Genomic DNA, 18,658 nt, shown 5'->3' on the forward strand with positions numbered 1-18,658 from the left:
GGTACGCCTTACTAACCTGGACTTTCGTGGCCGGCTTGTCGGCCCTTGATCCCGTCCGCCGCTAGGCGTTTCGAGACCGGCACCTTCCAAGCGGAGGGTATCGCTGACGATGCTCGAGCCGCGCTTAAGGATCGGCGGAAGCCCTCTCCTGGATCGTTAGACATCCCATTTCACGGTCCCGTTAATTTCATCCTCCGTGCTAATACGGATATTGAATACAAGTCCTGCCTTCCCCTGCGCGGCGCGACGTTGTCGAGCCGCCAGCGGCAGACTTTTGCGGAGGTGACGGGTTCGGTAAAGGCGCCGCTAACAACTGTATGCTGCGCGCGCGAAAGCAGCGGTCGTGAATGACGATGTGCGCTGCTCGCACGAGTTGACTCAAATCGCGCGCAATCGGCGTTGCATTCGAGAGACGCTCCAGGCGAAGAGGCGCCGCGCTATCTGCCCGGGGCAGTAAACCAATGCTTACCGCGAGCGCACGACCGGCAATGACGCATTAACGCAGGCGTGCTCGCAATGGAGCCCCCGATGTCACATTGCATCAGGCACTCGTTGATGACAGTGAGCAACGCTTCCGGCGCGAAGAGCTTGCGCAAGCAACGGGCGGCGCGGATCTCGAGCATCGTTCAAAGACTGACATCACACGGAGTAGCGAGCTTGCTGTGTTTCGCCGGCATGAAGCGCCATTGCAGCTTTTTCCTGCGCATGCGCACAGGAACTAGCGACGCGCGAAAGCCAATTGGGGCGCCACGCTTTTCCCGCCGAACATGCGACAAGCTGTCTGCCGTTTAGCGGGCATATGAGGTACACAACCCTTGTTGTTATCTATTAATTCATGCAACCATATGACGAATGGCTTGCGGCACCCGATTGCCCCGCCGGTGGGCTGTTTTGTCAGGGATTCGAATGGTGAGAGAAACTGTCCTAGATGAGGCTGGCTTTGCGTTGCGGCATATCCACCTCTCGCTGGACATGACACCCTGCGATTGCCATTTCGTGGCCAAGGGAGCATCACGGACCAGGGCAGCGAAGAGCATGACACACCATCCGGTCTCATGCGGACGCGCAACGACGCCGTATCAATCGACAGCCTGTGCATACACGGACACTTTGTACCAATTGCCAATATATCCCGGCCGGACCATGGTGGAACTTGCACGTGCAGCGGAATAAGGCGGGGACTTCGCGTCACGGATTCTTCGGCGGAAGAAACGGAGGCAGCTTTTGGAAACGATGGGGCGCCCATCCAACGGTTTCCTTTCCGCGCTGTCGGCAGACGACTATGAATTGATCCGTGCCCACCTGCGCACGGTCGATCTGCCGCACGACGCCGTTCTGGTCGAGACCGGCGAAGTCCTCAGGCGCGCCTACTTTCCTCACCGCGGCGTCATTTCGCTGGTCGTGAAGCTCGCCAAGGGAGAGCATGTCCAGGTCGCCATGATCGGGCGCGACAGCCTGCTCGGAACGCTGTCGACGATGGGTGAGCCATACGCGCTGAACACCGCGATAGTCCTGCTGCCTGGCGTCGCATCCACGATGGATCTCGACAGGTTGCGCGCCGCGGCCGACCAGAGCAGCACCCTGCGGTCGCTGCTGACCCGCCATGGACTGGCGGTCTATGCCCAGGTGCAGCAGACCGCGGGCTGCAACGCCGCTCACCCCGTCGAAGCGCGGCTGTCGCGATGCCTGCTACACACCCACGATCTGTCGGGAGACCACCGGCTGCTGCTGACGCAGGAGGCGCTGGCGCAGATGATCGGTGCGCGGCGCAACAGTGTATCGCTTGTCGCCAACAGCTTGCAGCACGCAAATTTCATCCAATACAGCCGCGGACACATCCAGATCCTCAATCTGGAGGGGCTACGCCAGACGGCGTGCGAGTGCTACGGCACGGTGAAGGCTCAGTACGACAGACTGCTGGGCAGATGATCGGCACCAGCGGCCTTTGGTAAACTGGCGGCTAACAATGGCCTGCAAACACCAACTGTGTTGCTACCGGAACTGAAATTCCCGTGTCGTAGACAGCAGGAAGCGCCGCGCCCGTTGTGGGCCGCGCATCCAACCGCGACCGGAACAGACAAAACCGTGCTTGAAGCCACATTCGCGACCACGTCGCACGACCTCGACACCGAGCCTCTGCGCGAGCCGACCGCGTTCGATGCGCTCGTGCGCGAGATCGGCGAGGACGGCGCCCGCGAAGTGCGCGCCGTGTTCTGGAGCGATACTTCCGCGCGGCTAAAACTGTTCCGCACGCTCGCGCCCGCTGCGCACCGTGCCAGGATCGAGCGCGAAGCGCATTCGCTGAAGAGCACGGCGAGGTCATTCGGCTATCTCCGCCTCGCGGCGCTGGCACTGGCGCTGGAGCGTAGCGCGGCGGCGCTCAGCGACGATGGGTTCGGCGATCTCATCGCGCAAATGGATCTAGCCTACGCCGCCGCGCTGGCGCAGGAGCAGCCTGGCTAGCCACCCAGCGTGCAAACCCGCCGTACTTCTACGGTTTGGGATTTTCATACCTGGCTAATCATAGATGGCGATAGTCGCGGAAACCAGGAGGGTTTCCATGTTCACCTACGAGACTGCGGACCAGAAGGAGGTCCGTCGCTTCCGCATCGCGCAGTTCAACGGCCGGACGGCGACCGTGAAAACGGGCGGGTCGACGGTGACCGGTTTCGTGCGTTCGGTGCTGGAGCAGGAGTCCAGCGTGCCCCCGCGGTGGATCATCACCATCATCCCGAGTGCGCCGAAGGAAGAGGCCAAGCCGCAGCGGCCCAGCCTGCGCGGGCGCCCTTTCGCCGAAGATTATTTCTGAGCGCCATCGGGCTGACCTTCCGCCGCGGCGCCCGGCGGCGCAGACAACCGCCTCAATCGATCGAATGCAGCAGCGCGGCGCGGACGAGATCCGCCGTGTTGCGCGCGCCGAGCTTGCGCATGGCCTCGGCCCGATGGCTCTCGAACGTGCGCGGGCTGATCTGCATCCGCAACGCACCCTGCTTGTTCGAATAGCCTTCGCTGATCAGCCGCAGCACCTCGCGCTCGCGCTTGGTCAGACGCTTCTGGCCCGACACGCCGGAGAACGCGGGTCCAGCAATGCTGCGGGACGCCTGCGACGACCGGCTCGCCTTCGACTCGACATCCTCGGGCGCAGCCGGCACGGGCAGTGCATTCTTCAGTGGACCGGCTAGCTGCTTGACCAGGCTGCAAACGCGCTCGGTCTGCGTCAGCGCATTCTCCACCACCCGCTGCAAATACGCACGGTCGCCGGAGGCCGGCGAGAGCTGATCGCTGTGATGCTTGATCTCGCCCATGTAGAGCAGGAGTGCGGTCAGGGGACCGTTGAGTTCGCGGGCGATCGCGGCAGCCATCTCGTCGGCGGCCTTGGCGCGGGCGGCGTTCAGCCGGACGAGATCGAGCTCTTCATGCGGAGAAGCGCCGCTTTCGTACCATCCCGACGGCCGCGAATCGGCAGCCGTATCATCCTCGTGCCCCATACGAATCGTTTAGCGGAACCGGGGGCGGTCTGTGGTTAACTTTTTGCTCCGTAAGACTACGGTAATTTTGGCAGCTTTGTGCTGAAACACCGGCGCGGGCACAATTTGTGCTTGCGAGACGCCGACCCCGGCTATGCAATGGTTGATGGATTTGCCCAATTGCTAGGCAATCGGGCGGGTATCCTTAACGGCCGATCCAGCCGGGCCCACGCTCAACCCCGGACTTTACGGATTAATTAACGGCAACTTGCTTCTCTTAGCCACGGTTGAGAGCGCGCGAATGCCTCCACGCATGGGGGCCACACGGCCTGCAGGAAACGCTGCGGAAGATTGCGTGCCATGAACGAGATTAATCGGCTGTGGGAGTTCTTGCAGAGGCTGACGCCGCTGTCGCGGGAGTGTCTGCTCAGCGAGCTTGAGCGGTTGGAGCTGTGCGGCATCGACATGCCGGGCTCGGCCGACATCCAGGCCCGGCTACGCGCCGAGTTCCGCAAGGGATCGAACCAGGCACGCGCCACCAATCCCTCGCGCTATTTCTTCGCGCCGCTCGAACTGTTCCTCATGGACGGCGCGCCCGAGCACACCAATGCGGGACGAATCTCGCGCAACACGCTGACCCCGATCTGGGAGTGGATCTGCCGCGACCTGCTGCCGACCATGGCACGCGATTATACCAAGGCGATCAACGACCAGGTTGCTGCCAACAATCCGAAGGAGGTGCTGAAGATCGCGGCCACCTTCCAGACCAAGGTCGTCAAGGTCCTCGAGAACACCCTCGCCTCCGCGGAGGGCACCGAACTCGCACGGAGCAAGCTCGCACAATACACGGCCTCGCGCACCGCCTTCGACGACGTGAGAAAGATGCTGCAAGTGCTGCGCGCCGGCGCCGCGCTGCCGAAATTCAACGAGAAGCTGCCCCAAACTATCTCGAAATTCGACGATGGCCAGGTCGCCAGGATCACCGCGCAGCTCGACGCCTTCGGGAAATCGCACACCGAAGCGCTGCCCTTTGCACTGGCGCTGGTGGCCCGGCGCCTGAAGACGTCATGGGAGCTGGTACGCCTCGCCACCAAGGCCGCCGCGAGCAAGAGCGTCACCGATGTCGCCGCCACGCCCTATGCCTGCGTGGTTCCCATGGTGCTCGACCGGCTCGACGACAAGCGCCTCGCGCTGCGGATCGCACTCAGGCACAATCGCGTGCTGGTCGCCCGCGACCTGCTCGCGCAGATCTACGATCTCGAATACGCGCTCAAGGTCCGCATCGACGGGATCGAGCCGTCGGAGTGGGGTATCCGCCTGCAGCAGTTGATGGATGCGATCGCGACGCTGGTGTCCGCCGAGGTGAGCCGCTTCCCCGCCAATGTCGGCCACATCCTCGGTTCGCGCCGCCTGCGCAGCCACGATTCGCTCAGCGGCAAGCTGACCTATCTGGCCTGGAAGGGACGTGACGTGGTGCAAGACGGTGCGGCGGCTTTCCGCAAATTGATCGGTCAGACCTGACGGTTCAACGCGCTACTGCGGGGCGCGCGGCAGACTGAGGAAGCGATCGGTAAATCGCCCTGACAGCACGAACCAGAACCACCACGCAATCATTCGCCGCGTCGTCATTGCTGCGATCCTTCGACAGCCCACCACCGGCTACCGAAATCTATAGCGCAGGTGCAGCAATGCGCGTGTGAGGTGCTTCACATTTGCCGCGACCGGCCGTGCCTAAGGCAGGTGGGGGCAACCGTCATGGAACCGTCGTGCCGGGTCGGAAGTTTTTTCATCAAAACAACCCCATGCACAGTAGGGGGCGCCGCTCCAGGAAAGGCTCCCGCCATGTCCCTGTCCCATGTCGACCCGGTCTCACTGTCAGACAGCGAGCACCAAATTCAATTGCGCCGCGCCGTGATCGCCTCCACCATCGGCACGGCCATCGAATGGTACGACTTCTTCCTCTATTCGACCGTCACCGGGCTCGTCTTCGCAAAACTGTTCTTTCCGCATTCCGATCCGTGGGTTGGAACGCTTGAGGCCTTTGCGATCTATGCCGTCGGCTTTGTCGCGCGCCCCGTGGGCGCTGCGATCTTCGGTCACTATGGCGACCGCATCGGCCGCAAATCGACGCTGATCGCCACCCTGCTCCTGATGGGCATCGCGACCTTCGCGGTGGCGCTGGTCCCGACCTATGAGAGCATCGGGATCTGGGGCGCCGTGATCCTGACCATACTGCGCTTCATTCAAGGTGTCGGCGTCGGCGGCGAATGGGGCGGCTCGGTGCTGATGTCGATGGAATGGGCCCGCAACGATCATTCGCGCGGACTGATCGCCTCATGGCCGCAATTCGGCGTGCCCTGCGGGCTGTTCCTGGCAAATCTCGCCGTGCTCGCCTTCAGCCAGATGTCCGGCGAGCAGTTCCTGTCCTGGGGCTGGCGTATCCCGTTTGCGCTGAGCCTCATTCTCGTGGGCGTCGGCCTCTACATCCGGCTCGGCATCTTCGAAACACCGGTGTTCTCGAGGCTGGTCGCCGAGCAAAGAGTCGAGCGCACGCCGATGCTCCAGGTGATCAAGGAGCATCCGAAGGAGATTCTGCTCTCTGCCTTTGCCCGCATGGCCGAGCAGGCGCCGTTCTACATCTTCACCGCGTTCGTCTTCTCCTACGGCATCGGCACACTGCACGTCTCGCGCGATTTCCTGCTCACCGCAGTGCTCGCGGCCTCCGTGCTGTCCTTCGTCTCGATCCCCGTGTTCGGCCACCTGTCCGACCGGATCGGACGCAAGAACATGTACCTCATCGGCGCGGTCGTGACCGGCGTGTTCGGCTTCATCTACTTCCGCATGCTCGATACCGGTTCGCATCCGGTGATCTTCTTCGCCATCTTCCTGTCGCTGATCCCGCATGACATGATGTATGGCCCGCAAGCCGCCCTGATCGCGGAAAGCTTCACCGGACGGCTGCGCTACAGCGGCGCCTCGCTCGGCTACCAGCTCGCTTCCGTGATCGCCGGCGGCCCGGCGCCCCTGATCGCCGCATGGTTGTTCGGCGCCTTCCAGTCGGCAACAGCGATCGCGGTCTACATCGCGCTCTGCGCAGTGATCTCCGTGATCGCGACGGCCGCGATGACAGACTACACCGGCAAGAACATTTCGGGCGAATACAGAACAGGCTGACGCTGCGGCGAGGATGTGAACAAGCACGACATCAGCCACGTCAATCCTGAGGTGCGGGCATAGCGAGCCTCGACGGATGAACGGCCCTGCGGCAGCCGGGCCGTCGCCCTTCGAGGCTCGCTTCGCGGTGCGCACCGCGGCTCGTACCTCCAGCGACATTGGCTTCGCCAATGCGCGGGGGTGACGGATCACTTAAACGAAGGAGTTCTCAGATGGGACTGAGCAGACGACTCTTGACGGCGGCCGCATTGCTGGCCGGCGCGCTGACGCTGAATTCAACGACCATCGCGCAGACGACGCCGCCGCAAGGCAACGTGGCGCCGACGGCCGACAACGCCGTCCTGCTCACCGTCTTCTTCAAACACGACCAGTCGCGCCCGCTGAACGAGCTGAACGCGCAGCTCGAGAAGCAAGGCTACTACAAATCCTTCCCGCCGGCGGGCGTGGAGGTCGTGAGCTGGTACGTGATGATGGGCATCGGCCAGGTGATCACGCTACGTTTGCCGGCATCGAGGCTGCGCGAGGTCAATCGCATCATCGAGGACAGCGCATGGGGGCCTTATCGCACCGAGTTCTATCCGACATATGACTACAAGGCGGTCGGCATGGCTCAGCACGAGAAAGCCACCGGCAACTGATACCGCCGTTATTGATTTGGGCGAGCCGCAGTCGACGGCGTCCGATTGCAGGACACCGGGTGCTTCCGTGCGCGCGCGACAGGTCGACAAAATTGTCGTTGAATTGTCGCACCGTTCGGCTCAGCGCGCCTCCAATCGTAAAATCTTCTCCGCGAAAATGCGTACAATTTTACACATGATGGCGGCTTTAACGTTACCCGGATAATTCAGTGATCATGCTGAAGCTCTCCATATTTGAAACCGCCCGCGCCGTTAACACAGTGTCACGGAACGGGAGTGGTGTGAGATGGACGACGGGCTTGTTGAAGTCGCCGGGCGAAGGCCTGTAACCTTCGGACGACGGAAAGTGACGCCGCGGGCTTGCGTGGCCGATGGCAAGCGCCATCTGCGCGCCTTCCTGAGCGAGGTGCTCGAGGACCTCGGCTTTATCACCAGCGAATGCGCCAGCGCGGACGAGCTGCAAGTCGTGCTCGCAAACGAATTGCCGGACCTGATCCTGTTCGGCGTTGCCGCCGACGGCATCGAGCCGGGCAAGTTTCTGGAGACGCTGGTGCGCGAGGCATTTGGCGGCAAGGTGCTGGCCGTCGGCGCTCGCGAGTCGATCATCCTGAAGGCGGTGCAGCAGGTCGGCGAGGAATATGGCCTTGCGATGCTGCCGTCGCTGACGACGCCCTTCGGCGCCGAAACGCTGCGCGAACGCATCGCGATGCTGCTGCCGGAGGAACCGGCGCCGAGCCCGGCCGTGTATGTCGGCGAAGCACTGCATGCGGGCTGGCTCGAGCTCTGGTACCAGCCCAGGATCGAGGCGCGATCGCTGGTCCGCTGCGGCGCCGAGGCGCTGGTACGGATGCGGCATCCGACCTGGGGCGTGGTGCCGCCGGCCTATTTCATCCCCGAACCACACGATCCGCATTTCCGCGAGCTCTCGGAGTTCGTGATCGAGCGCGCCATGCAGGACTGGTACTATCTCATGGAGCAGCAGAGCACGGTCGATCTGTCGATCAACCTGCCCGCCTCGTATCTGACCGAGCCGCATGCCGTACGCGATCTCTGCCGCCGCGTGCCGAACCATCCCGCCTTCGGCGGGCTGACCGTCGAGATCGACAGCGACGAGGCTATCCGCGATCTCGATGTCCTGGTCGAGGTCGCGCGCGAGGTCGGTCTTCACAACATCGGCCTGTCGATCGACAACCTCGGCGCCAATTGGCCGGCGCTGATGGGCCTGGACAGGATCCCCTTCGTCAAGCTGAAGGCCGACCGGCAGTTCGTCACCGGCTGCGGCAATGACCGCCTGAAGCGGACGGTGTGCCGTGACATCGTCGAACTCGCCAAGGGTTACGGCGCTCGCACCGTGGCCGAGGGGATCGAGAGCCGTGCCGACCTCATGGCCGCCAACGAGCTCGGCTTCGACCTGGTGCAGGGCTTTCTGTTCGGCAAGCCGATGCCCCTGAAGAAGTTCGCAAGGAGCGCGCTGACGCGTGTGGTGATGGGGAGAGACTGAGGCGCCTGCCTCAGTGATGGGGAGAGACAGAGGCGCCTGCCTCACGCATATCGCCGCGCGCAGGCCACGCAGACGACCACGAGCGCGGTCGCGGCGATCATGCTCCATGCGATGGGCTCGTTCAGGAGCACGCCGGCGAGCACGAGGCCGAGGAACGGCTGAACCTGCTGAAGCTGACCGATACGCGCGATGCCGCCGATCGCGAGCCCGCGATACCAGAACACGAAGCCGACGAACATGCTGAAGACGGAGACGTAAGTGAGCCCGATCCAGGCGGGCGCGCCGATGCCCGTCCATGTCGACGGCCAGGTCAGAATCGCGACCGGCACCATCAGCGGCAGCGCCAGCAGCAACGCCCAGGAGATCACCTGCCAGCCGCCAAGCCGGCGCGACAGCGCGGCGCCTTCAGCATAGCCGAGCCCGCACAGCACGATCGCGGCCACCATCAGAAGATCGCCGCTGAGCGACGCCGAGCCGTCATTCGACAAGGCAAAGCCCGCGACCGTGACGCTGCCGAGAATCGCGAACAGCCAGAACAGCGGTTGCGGCCGCTCGCCGCCGCGCAGCACGCCGAAGATTGCGGTCGACAGCGGCAACAGGCCGATGAACACGATCGAATGCGCCGAGGTGATGTGCTGGAGCGCGAGCGCCGTCAGCAGCGGGAAGCCGACCACAACCCCGATCGAAACGACCACAAGCGAGGCGAGATCCTTGCGCTGCGGCCGAGCCTGATTGAGCAGGCCTAGCAGAGCCGCACCCAACAGCGCGGCGATGACCGCGCGCGCCGAGGTCAGGAACAGCGCGGAGAAGCCGCCGACCGCGACGCGCGTCGCCGGCAGCGAACCGCTGAAGATGATGACGCCCAAAAGTCCGTTGCCCCAGCCGCCGCCGCCCGCAGATTGCATGTCGCCTCGCATTTCCTGGAGGCCATTCTCGGCGGCCCCCGGTGGCGAGGCCAGCGACAATCCAGTACAATCCCGCAAAACTGTATCGATATGGAAGGTCATACACTTTGGATGCCGCGACGCGAAAGAGCGGCCGGCGCGGAACGCGCACCGCCGAGGTGATGGACGCGATCCGCGCCAAGATCGCAGGCCGCGCCCTTGCCGCCGGGGACCGCCTGCCCTCGATCCGCAGTCTTGCTGCGAGCATGCGCGTCTCGCCCTCCACCGTGGTCGAAGCCTATGAGCGCCTCGCGGCCGAGGGCCAGATCCGCGCCCGCCGCGGTTCGGGCTTCTATGTATCGCCGACCGTCATGCCGCCGCTGGCGCTGAGCGAGGTCGAGCCGCGCCGCGACCGGGCCGTCGATCCGTTCTGGGTCTCGCGGCAATCGCTCGATGCCGATGCCGCCGCGCTGAAGCCGGGCTGCGGCTGGCTGCCGCCGGACTGGATGCCGGAAACCGCCTTGCGCCGCGCCGTCCGCGCGCTCGCGCGCGCCGATGATGGCTTGTTGACCGATTACGGCAGCACGCACGGCGCGCTGGCGCTGCGCCGGCTCCTGATCACGCGCCTTGCCGACGACGCGATCGCGGCATCGGTCGACCAGCTCATGCTCACGGGCTCGGGCACGCAAGCAACCGATCTCGTCTGCCGCATCCTGTTGCGGCCCGGTGACACTGTGCTGGTCGACGATCCCTGCTACTTCAATTTTCGCGCGCTGCTCAGGGCGCACCAGGTCAAGATCGTCGGCGTGCCCTACACGCCGTCGGGCCCGGACGTCGCGCGCTTCGAGGACATCCTCGCCGCCGAGCGGCCGCGCCTCTACATCACCAATTCAGCGCTGCACAACCCAACCGGCGCGACGCTCTCGCTTCCGACCGCGCACCGGCTGCTGACCGCAGCCGCAGCGCACGACCTGACCATCATCGAGGACGACATTTTTGGCGATTTCGAGCCGGAGCGATCGCCGCGCCTCGCTGCGCTCGACGGGCTCAGCCGCGTGATCCGCATCGGCAGTTTCTCCAAGACGCTCTCCGCCTCGGTGCGGTGCGGCTACATCGCCGCGCGCGCCGACTGGATCGAGCATCTCGTCGACCTCCAGGTCGCGACCAGCTTCGGCGGCCCCAGTCCGGTCGCAACCGAAATCATCGCAAGAGTCTTGGCCGGCGGCGGCTACCGCAAGCACATGGACGAGCTCAGGCAGAAGCTCGCACGTGCAAGGCGTGACGTGGCGCGAAAACTTCAGGCCTTGGGCATCGAGCCCTGGCTGACACCGCGCGGCGGCTTCTTCCTCTGGTGCCGCCTCGCCGACGGCCAGGACGCGACGCAAATTGCCCGCGCGGCGCTGCAGGAGGATGTCGTGCTTGCGCCGGGCAATGTCTTCAGCGTGTCGCAGACGGCAGCGAGCTTCCTGCGGTTCAACGTGGCGCAATCGAACGACCCGCGGATGTGGGATGTGATGCGACGGGCGTTGAAGACGACCTCCCGGCAACGCGAGGCGCGTTAGGCCTTGGGCCGGGGTCTGGCCAAGTTCTTAGGCCAAGGTCTCGGGCCAAGGTCTACGAGCGATCGGTGAGCCCGGTGACACCATCTCTGCCGGCGCAGTGATTGCAGCAGTAGATGTTGCCGCCGGCCTCAAGCCCGTGACCAAGCACACGCGTTCCACACGTCTTGCATCGGGGTGCCAGCGCCTGGATCGCGCATTCAAAGCTGTCGTAGACGTGGCTGTCGCCCTTCATGACGACTTGAAAGGCTTTGTCGTAGTCATTGCCGCAGGTTTCACATCTTGGCATTCGGCTCTCTCCATCAAAGCCACGGCTCGTCTGGCTCTGCGCAAACGATCTCCAAATTTGGAGCCACGCAACACGGCCGCGGGGTCTATCGCACTATCGTGCCCGTTCGTCTGATCTTCTTCTGAAGCAGCATGATCCCGTAAAGCAGAGCTTCTGCGGTCGGAGGGCAGCCGGGCACGTACACGTCGACGGGAACGATGCGGTCGCATCCGCGCACGACAGAGTACGAATAGTGGTAGTAGCCGCCGCCATTGGCGCAGGAGCCCATTGAAATGACGTATCGCGGCTCCGGCATTTGGTCGTAAACCTTGCGAAGCGCAGGCGCCATCTTGTTGCAGAGCGTTCCCGAGACGATCATGCAGTCCGACTGCCTTGGCGACGCGCGAGGGGCGCATCCAAAGCGCTCGACGTCGTAGCGAGGCATGGAAACCTGCATCTGCTCGATGGCACAACAGGCCAGCCCGAACGTCATCCACATCAGCGACCCGGATCGAGCCCATGTGACGAGGTCATCGAGTGGCGCGACAAAGTAGCCGCGGTCACCGAGATTCTCGTTCACGTCGTTCCACGATGTCGTGGTCGCATCCATCATCGGGGCCCATAAATCGGTTCGAGGCCTGTTTGCGGCCCAACCAACATCACCGACCGCGGTTGCTATTTTTCTCGGGTTGGCGCGACGATTTTCTGGATTTCCGACAGCAACACTAACCTATGTAAGGGGATGTATAATTCGCAAGAGATCTATGCGGGACGCCCCTTCGCCGGTACCCGCGATGCACCTAACGCGCCAGAATGAGGATCAATACCCCGAGCACAAGGGCGCCAATCAACCCGGCCAAGAAGATTGCGCGTCTCGCTGGCGTGCGAAGAATGATCTCTCCGCCTCGCGCCTTTTCCGCCGGATAGGGCTCTTTGGGCGGAGGAGGCGGCTCTGCTGGGCCTTCACGAACCATATCGTAACAACGCGCGAGCCGGACTTCGTTCCTCTTCGGCATGCCCGCTACACACGATTGCTCCTGATCCGGCCCCGGCCAATCGGAGGAACCTGTCTCGTCCCGACTGGGAGACGGACGAGGCGGCGTTGTCGACGACGACTAGGCACGTCCGGCGGGCGCCGGATCATCCCAAAGCGCACGCACCTCTTCAGGCAGCGCTTCTCTCACGTTGGCCGCCTGGCCAGAAGTCAGATGCCGCGACAGAACGTGAAAGACGGCGCGCAGCGCGTCCTTCGAGTCGACTGTCTTGGTGAACCGCATTTCGGGCTCCATCGTCTTCAGGAACTCATCGAGTGTGCGGGCATGCCCTGGCAGTTCCGATGGGCGAAACTGGTCATAGTAGATGCCGCGAACGAGGAGCGGCAATTGGGACCCCAAGTGCGCGGCAAGGCCGAGCGGCAGGCGATCGCGGATGGCCCGCAGGATCACTCCAAGCACATGCCATGAAAGTTGGGCATCGAAACCGGCATCTTGCTCGATTTCCTTCAACCAGACATGGGTGGTCTGAAACGTGCTTTCGAATGCGGGGACGGCGGAGGAACCCATGATGACCTCCTTGGATTCTTTACTCTTGCGAACCCAACCAGCAGGTCGATGCGCCGTTCCTCCGGGCGCGCCGCTGTCTTTTCGGATTGGCCCGCGCAATCCTTACCGCGAAATTTCCTGCCGACGCCTCGCCCAAACGAATATCGGCACGGAGGCGAGCTGGGCAGCGATCGAGAACACGATCATCGTGATGCGGTAGCGCTCGTAGAGGACTCCCGTTGCAGCGCTGCCGACGAGCCAGCCGACGCCGTAGCCGGCGTAATAAAGCCCGAATGCGAAATTGCGTTTCCCCTCCGGGAGAACTTCGGCGACGATCGCCTTGAGCAGGGTATCCTGGGTGGCGTAGCCGATGCCCCAGAGCAGCATGCCGAACAGCACCAGGTAAAAGCCCCCCAGAAACACGAATGGCGCGAACGCTGCCGAGATGGAGACCGCCGTGATGACGATGGGCAGACCGAAGCGATCGTAGAGTTTCCCGAAGGCGAGGCTCGCAAGGACGCCGAATCCTGTCGAGATCGCGAGCATCAACGGGATCCACTGCTCCGAGGCGACTTTCGACTTGGACAGATGATAGGAGATCAGCTCGAAGCTCATCAGTCCGGCGGCAAACAGGGCGCCGGCCAGCATATAGAGCCAGTATGCCGGCGTCAGATCTTCGGCAGGCGCCGTGCGCCCCTGCTCGAGACGGGATGGAAGCGGAAAGTTCACGCGCGCGACCACCAGCGCGATGAGCGCGGCCATCGCCGAAATCAGCAGGAGCGCGTATCCGGTCCGGTAATCTCCCCTCAAAAGCAATACCAGCGCGATCAGGAGAGGGCCAAGAGTCGCGCCGATCTCGTCCAGCGCGGTGTTGAGCGCGTACACCCATCCCTTTCCCAGTTCGTTGGTGGTGTAGGAGAGCATCGCTTCGACGGTGGGCTTGCGCAGCGCGCGCCCGATGCGCTCGGCCAGGACGAGAGCCGCCGCGAACTGCCAGCTTCCGGCGAGCGCCATCGCTGGGACGGCGAACAGGTTGATGACATAGCCGACGAAGGTGATCAGCCAATATCTGCCGGTTCGATCTGCGGCATATCCGGCCGGCAGGCGCAGCGCATAGCCGAGAAACTCTCCGAGACCCGCCGTGATGCTGACGATGGCGGCGCTTGCGCCCAGCGAGGCCATGAACGGACCGTTGATGCTCGCGCCCCCTTCGTAGGTGATGTCGCCGAAGAGATTGACGACACCCGTCGTCAGCACGAAAACGAAGGCCGGCGACGAGAAGCCTGACGGGGCGCGGGGCCTGGTCATCGGGGCGTGAACTGGTCGAGCTCGTGGATTCCCATCTCTTGCTCCAGTCGAGCGACGCGGGCCACCATCTTCTCGAAGTCGCCCTGCCCGAACAGTTCGTGCTCCTTCCTCTCGAACTCCTTCGCCATGGCATCGTATTGGTTCGACGACACGACATCCCTGAGCTTCGGGAACAGCTCGGCATCCTCGCGCGCCGCGTGGGGCCGATACATCGCGATGACGGTGTGCATCGATGCGCCGAGCAGTACAAGGCCGCGCCGACCTGGATTGATCATCGTCTTGCGCCTTCCGGCCGATGCCGGGGATCCCGGACTGCGGTGCTCGCCATGCACGGTCTCCTGTCTGCTGTCATGTCCGGCGCCGCCTGGGCGCATTGGATCGCTCCGGAGAGCTGCGGCGTTAACGGCTGCCCGCCGGGGCCGTTCCAATTACGAAATCCGATAAAGGAGGACCATGAGGTTCAAGGATCTGCTGAGCGGCTTCATACGACTGCACATTCTGCATCATGCTGCGGAACACGAGATCTATGGCCAGTGGATCATCGATGAGCTCGCGGGGCACGGGTACCGCCTCAGTCCCGGCACGCTGTACCCGTTGCTGAACGCGATGGAGCAGCGGGGATATCTGAAGTCCCGCAAGCAGCGCGCTGGCCGCACCGCCCGAAAGCTCTACCGGGCCACCCCGCTCGGGAAAAAGGGACTCGCGTTGGCGAAAGCCCGCCTGAGGGAGTTTACCGGCGAAGCGATGAAGGAGTAGCGGCGGGCGCTTCCCGTCGAAGGTCAACTTCCCTGATGAGCTGAGCTAACTATTGGACGACTATTTGGCCGCTGCAACTGGCCGCATGGCCGCACGAGCTCCGATGAAGCATAGAGGGGCGGCACAATAAGAGGATCTGTCTTGCTCGTCGCACTCGTCGTCATTTTCGCCCTCGCATACGCCGCCATTGCTTTCGAGCATCCGATCGGCGTCAGCAAGTCCGCTTCCGCGCTGCTTGGCGCCGGTCTGCTGTGGACGATCTACGCGGTTTCGACCGGAGATCACGAACGCGTCGGCCATGAGCTGAACGAAACCGTGGCCGTGACGGCGCAGATCGTGTTCTTCCTGATGGGCGCGATGACGATCGTCGAGGTCATCGACGCGCACGACGGCTTCGAGATCGTCACCTCGCGGATCCGGACACGCAGCCTGACCGCGCTGCTATGGCTGATCTGCCCTGTCACGTTCGTCCTGAGCGCCATCCTCGACAATCTCACGACGACAATCGTCATGGTCTCGCTCATCCGGAAGATCATCGACGCCGAATCGGATCGGCTGCTGTTCGCGTCCATGATCGTGATCGCGGCGAACGCCGGCGGCGCCTGGTCGCCGATGGGAGACGTCACCACGACGATGCTGTGGATCGGCGGCCAGGTCACGGCCGTCGGGATTGTGCAGGCGCTGCTCCTGCCCTCGCTCGTCAACCTGATCGTTCCGCTGCTCGTCGCCGGAGGCTGGCTCGCGGGGCGTCCCTTCGCCCCCGCCGGCGGCTTCGGCGCTTCGGAGACCCCCGCGTTCGAGCGCAAGCTGATGTTCGGCTTGGGATTGGGTGTTCTGGTGCTGGTTCCGGCGTTCAAGCAAGTGACGCACCTGCCGCCGTTCATGGGCATCCTGTTCGGCCTGGGACTGCTTTGGCTGGTGGGCGAGTTCGTTCACAAGCGGAAGGATCCGGATGCGAAACATCGAGTCACCGTCGCCCATGCGCTCACGCAGATCGACATGAGCTCCATCGTATTCTTCGTCGGGATCCTGTTCGCCGTCGCGACGCTGGAGCACTCGAAGATTCTAGCCGCTCTTGCGGGCTGGTTGGACGAGACAGTCGGCCGGCAGGACGTGATCGTTCTCCTGCTTGGACTTCTCAGCGCCATCGTCGACAACGTTCCGCTCGTTGCCGCCGCGATGGGCATGTACGATCTGGCGCGGTTTCCCGCCGACAGCTTCCTCTGGGAGTTCATCGCCTACTGCGCCGGCACCGGGGGCTCGATCCTGATCATCGGCTCGGCCGCCGGAGTGGCGGCGATGGGAATAGAGAAGATCCGGTTCGGCTGGTATCTGCGAAAGATCAGCGGCCTCGCGCTGCTCGGATATTTCGCCGGAGCGGCGGTCTACATCATCCAGTACAGGCTGATGTCCTGAACTCTCGTTGTTCCCGGCTTCCTCAACAAGGTGTTTCCGATCATTGGGTTCTTGCCGTGCCCGACTTGCTCCGGCCTGTTTTCTTCGGCTGTTCTTTCTCGATCCTTTGCGGCGGAAGGTGACCTGGTTCAGTCGTCTTGCCTGAATTGCTGCGATTTTCGTTTTGTTGGTTTGCGTCGGTCTTTTGCCGCGCCAATTCGCGATCAATCACTTCGCGAGATCCCTCCGCCGGATCCCGCTGGGAAATCGGAGGCTTTTGGTTCGCTCCGCTCATGGGCATCTCCCAATCGTTCAGGTCCCCGTTCGACCAGGCGCGACAACCGCCTGCCTCCCCATCCTCGGCAGGAATCTCAATCGCGGTCTCGCGCGGCCACCCATTCAGATTGCCCCTGCAGACTGCCCCTCGCAGACTGCCCCTTGAAACAACGACCCCGCCGGTTACCGAAGTAACCCGACGGGGCTTGTGAACTGATCTTTGCTTTCACTTGCCATTCTTTTTAGTTTGGCTTGTTTCCGCATCGACCGCTCACTGTCCTCCCAACCGCTCGCCGCGGCGGACGTTCCCCTTACCGACAGATTTTAGATTCGGGGATCCGCCGTTATTTTCTTTCGCTGCCTGTTCTGTCTCTGTGGGGCCGCTGCTGTTCAACAGGCGATGGTACTGTTGCGTGATCAACTTGTGGCAACGGCACGAGGCCTTTGCGATCTATGATGAAGATCACCACTCGCGAAGACTCGATCGGACCTGTCCTGGCCGAAACAGCGCGCTTTGCTTTCGGATGCTTGCCGGTCCAGCGGCTACTCTCGGCTCTGAATATCCGAGGCTCCGTCCACGGGGCGATTTATGGCGGAGAGGGAGGGATTCGAACCCCCGATAGGCTTGCACCTATGCCGCATTTCGAGTGCGGTGCATTCAACCACTCTGCCACCTCTCCTTTGGGTGCCGATGAGGGGCAGGAACCCCCGTGGTCGGGGCGTGTAATAGGCGAGGATGGCGGGACAGACAAGGCGCGAAAGGCGAAAATCCGCCGCTCGTCTCACCCTCTCCGTCATCCCCAGGGGAACTGCCATGGAGCATCTCGCGATCACGGCCAATGGCGCTAACTTTCACCTGGTTCACACCGGCCGGGGCAAACCACTGCTTTTGCTGCATGGTTGGCCGGAATTCTGGCTGACCTGGGAGCCGGTGATGACGCGGTTGGCAGACCGCTTCATGCTGATTGCGCCGGATCTGCGCGGCTTCGGCGACAGCGACAAGCCGGATGGCCCGTATGGTCCGGATGGCCACGCGACCGACATGCTAGCGCTGATGGATGGGCTCGGCATCACCCGATTCGGCGTCGTCGGTCATGACGTCGGCGGCGCCGTGATGCAGCCCTTGGGGCGGCAGGCGCCGCAGCGGCTCAGCGGGCTGTTCTTCTTCGATTTCGTCTACCCCGGCATCGGACCGCGCATGGCAGCGCCTGACCGGCTCAACCACATCTGGTACCAGTCCTTCCACCAGATGGAGATCGCGCCGCGGCTCGTCGGCGCGAACCGCGAGACCTGCCGTCTCTACATCAGCCACTTCCTCAAAGATTGGGCCCACCGCAAGGAGGCCTTTGATGACGTCCTCGACGCCTTCGCCGACAACTTCTTCAAGGAGGGCAATCTCGCCGGTGGCTTTGCGCATTATCGTGCCGCGCATGCAGCCCGAATCAAGATGATGAAGGGCGAGGCGCTGCCGCTGCCGCCGATCACCGTGCCGACCTGCGTCCGCTGGGCCGAGCACGATCCACTGTTTCCCTATGCCTGGGCCGATCGGCTGGGCGAGACCTTTGGCGATCTCGACCTTGCGATGTTTCCGGACGTCGGACATTTCCCGCATCGCGAGAATCCGGACCGCGCGGCGGCGGAGATCGCGGCATTCTTTCAGCGGATAGGCTGGCGCTGACCCCAAAACGGGTGGGACCGCCAGACGCGGTAAACACTGGCGGTCCCGTGCCGCTCATTGAAATGCTAGCCGGGAAGGGCGGCTTCGCCGGCCAGGTGAAGCGACGATTCGACCCTAGCGTGCGGCCGCTGCCTCGCAACGCAATCCGTCCCTTAACCTAACCAGTCAAGGTTACTCCTTGTCGTTCTTGTTGTCGTTTTTGCCCTTTTTCTT

Annotated in this window: 18 protein-coding genes, 1 tRNA gene and 1 pseudogene; 11 read left to right on the forward strand and 9 right to left on the reverse strand. The window is 63.2% G+C overall.

All coding sequences use genetic code 11. From position 1 onward, the window contains the following. The first annotated feature begins 1,233 nt into the window (after positions 1 to 1,233). The 3 genes from MTR72_RS39610 to MTR72_RS39620 all read left to right on the forward strand — a co-directional run bounded on the left by MTR72_RS39610 (position 1,234) and on the right by MTR72_RS39620 (position 2,809). On the forward strand, positions 1,234 to 1,929 hold the full coding sequence (locus MTR72_RS39610) for a Crp/Fnr family transcriptional regulator (RefSeq protein ID WP_280971169.1): 696 nt from the start codon (positions 1,234 to 1,236) through the stop codon (positions 1,927 to 1,929). Positions 1,930 to 2,085: 156 nt separating this feature from the next. Then, on the forward strand, positions 2,086 to 2,463 hold the full coding sequence (locus MTR72_RS39615) for an Hpt domain-containing protein (RefSeq protein WP_280967727.1): 378 nt from the start codon (positions 2,086 to 2,088) through the stop codon (positions 2,461 to 2,463). A 97-nt stretch (positions 2,464 to 2,560) separates the two neighbouring features. Next, entirely contained in the window at positions 2,561 to 2,809 is a 249-nt protein-coding gene (locus MTR72_RS39620) for a hypothetical protein (protein ID WP_280967726.1), read from the forward strand. Between the two features lie 52 nt (positions 2,810 to 2,861). On the opposite strand, the gene MTR72_RS39625 is transcribed toward MTR72_RS39620, so the two are convergent. Further along, complete coding sequence (locus MTR72_RS39625; RefSeq protein WP_280967725.1) at positions 2,862 to 3,488, reverse strand: helix-turn-helix domain-containing protein; 627 nt, start codon at positions 3,486 to 3,488, stop codon at positions 2,862 to 2,864. A 339-nt stretch (positions 3,489 to 3,827) separates the two neighbouring features. Between MTR72_RS39625 and MTR72_RS39630 the strand changes: the two genes are divergently transcribed. From MTR72_RS39630 to MTR72_RS39645, 4 genes are all read left to right on the forward strand, one after another. After that, the gene (locus MTR72_RS39630) at positions 3,828 to 4,988 is read left to right on the forward strand and encodes a hypothetical protein (RefSeq protein WP_280967724.1); all 1,161 of its coding nucleotides are present in this window, start codon (positions 3,828 to 3,830) and stop codon (positions 4,986 to 4,988) included. Positions 4,989 to 5,309: 321 nt separating this feature from the next. Then, positions 5,310 to 6,641, forward strand: a complete 1,332-nt coding sequence (locus tag MTR72_RS39635; RefSeq protein ID WP_280967723.1) for an MFS transporter — start codon at positions 5,310 to 5,312, stop codon at positions 6,639 to 6,641. 212 nt (positions 6,642 to 6,853) lie between these two features. Further along, a complete protein-coding gene (locus MTR72_RS39640) occupies positions 6,854 to 7,279 on the forward strand; it encodes a hypothetical protein (RefSeq protein ID WP_280967722.1) in 426 nt (141 codons plus the stop codon). Positions 7,280 to 7,565: 286 nt separating this feature from the next. Beyond that, positions 7,566 to 8,780 carry an EAL domain-containing response regulator gene (locus tag MTR72_RS39645; protein WP_341512306.1) on the forward strand — a complete coding sequence of 405 codons (1,215 nt, stop codon included), beginning with the start codon at positions 7,566 to 7,568 and terminating at the stop codon, positions 8,778 to 8,780. A gap of 41 nt (positions 8,781 to 8,821) precedes the next feature. Here the strand turns inward: MTR72_RS39645 and MTR72_RS39650 are convergent, their stop codons facing one another. Then, on the reverse strand, positions 8,822 to 9,685 hold the full coding sequence (locus MTR72_RS39650) for a DMT family transporter (RefSeq protein WP_280967720.1): 864 nt from the start codon (positions 9,683 to 9,685) through the stop codon (positions 8,822 to 8,824). 161 nt (positions 9,686 to 9,846) lie between these two features. Here MTR72_RS39650 and MTR72_RS39655 point away from each other — a divergent pair, with 161 nt between their 5' ends. Beyond that, positions 9,847 to 11,226: an aminotransferase-like domain-containing protein gene (locus MTR72_RS39655; protein WP_280971168.1), complete on the forward strand. Its 1,380-nt coding sequence runs from the start codon at positions 9,847 to 9,849 to the stop codon at positions 11,224 to 11,226. Positions 11,227 to 11,278: 52 nt separating this feature from the next. Here MTR72_RS39655 and MTR72_RS39660 read toward each other — a convergent pair whose 3' ends face one another. The 5 genes and pseudogenes from MTR72_RS39660 to MTR72_RS39680 form a co-directional block, all read right to left on the reverse strand. Further along, positions 11,279 to 11,512, reverse strand: coding sequence for a hypothetical protein (locus tag MTR72_RS39660; protein ID WP_280967719.1), 234 nt, complete (start codon positions 11,510 to 11,512; stop codon positions 11,279 to 11,281). Positions 11,513 to 11,597: 85 nt separating this feature from the next. After that, positions 11,598 to 12,071, reverse strand: a pseudogene (locus MTR72_RS39665) (NuoB/complex I 20 kDa subunit family protein); the annotation flags it as partial. A 535-nt stretch (positions 12,072 to 12,606) separates the two neighbouring features. Beyond that, the gene (locus tag MTR72_RS39670) at positions 12,607 to 13,053 is read right to left on the reverse strand and encodes a DUF2267 domain-containing protein (RefSeq protein WP_280967718.1); all 447 of its coding nucleotides are present in this window, start codon (positions 13,051 to 13,053) and stop codon (positions 12,607 to 12,609) included. Positions 13,054 to 13,155: 102 nt separating this feature from the next. After that, a complete protein-coding gene (locus MTR72_RS39675) occupies positions 13,156 to 14,340 on the reverse strand; it encodes an MFS transporter (protein WP_341512307.1) in 1,185 nt (394 codons plus the stop codon). Further along, on the reverse strand, positions 14,337 to 14,615 hold the full coding sequence (locus tag MTR72_RS39680) for a hypothetical protein (RefSeq protein WP_341512308.1): 279 nt from the start codon (positions 14,613 to 14,615) through the stop codon (positions 14,337 to 14,339). The genes MTR72_RS39675 and MTR72_RS39680 overlap by 4 nt, the downstream gene beginning before the upstream one ends. A gap of 178 nt (positions 14,616 to 14,793) precedes the next feature. Between MTR72_RS39680 and MTR72_RS39685 the strand changes: the two genes are divergently transcribed. Both MTR72_RS39685 and nhaD read left to right on the forward strand, forming a co-directional pair. Beyond that, entirely contained in the window at positions 14,794 to 15,096 is a 303-nt protein-coding gene (locus tag MTR72_RS39685; RefSeq protein WP_280967715.1) for a PadR family transcriptional regulator, read from the forward strand. A 141-nt stretch (positions 15,097 to 15,237) separates the two neighbouring features. Beyond that, a complete protein-coding gene (gene nhaD / locus MTR72_RS39690) occupies positions 15,238 to 16,512 on the forward strand; it encodes a sodium:proton antiporter NhaD (RefSeq protein WP_280967714.1) in 1,275 nt (424 codons plus the stop codon). Between the two features lie 40 nt (positions 16,513 to 16,552). On the opposite strand, the gene MTR72_RS39695 is transcribed toward nhaD, so the two are convergent. Then, positions 16,553 to 16,786, reverse strand: a complete 234-nt coding sequence (locus MTR72_RS39695; protein ID WP_280967713.1) for a hypothetical protein — start codon at positions 16,784 to 16,786, stop codon at positions 16,553 to 16,555. A 571-nt stretch (positions 16,787 to 17,357) separates the two neighbouring features. Further along, positions 17,358 to 17,447, reverse strand: a tRNA-Ser gene (locus tag MTR72_RS39700). Between the two features lie 134 nt (positions 17,448 to 17,581). On the opposite strand from MTR72_RS39700, the gene MTR72_RS39705 reads away from it, so the two are divergent. Beyond that, the gene (locus MTR72_RS39705) at positions 17,582 to 18,445 is read left to right on the forward strand and encodes an alpha/beta fold hydrolase (protein ID WP_280967712.1); all 864 of its coding nucleotides are present in this window, start codon (positions 17,582 to 17,584) and stop codon (positions 18,443 to 18,445) included. Positions 18,446 to 18,658: the final 213 nt, after the last annotated feature.

The organism is Bradyrhizobium sp. ISRA442 (assembly GCF_038085055.1).
Classification (GTDB): domain Bacteria; phylum Pseudomonadota; class Alphaproteobacteria; order Rhizobiales; family Xanthobacteraceae; genus Bradyrhizobium.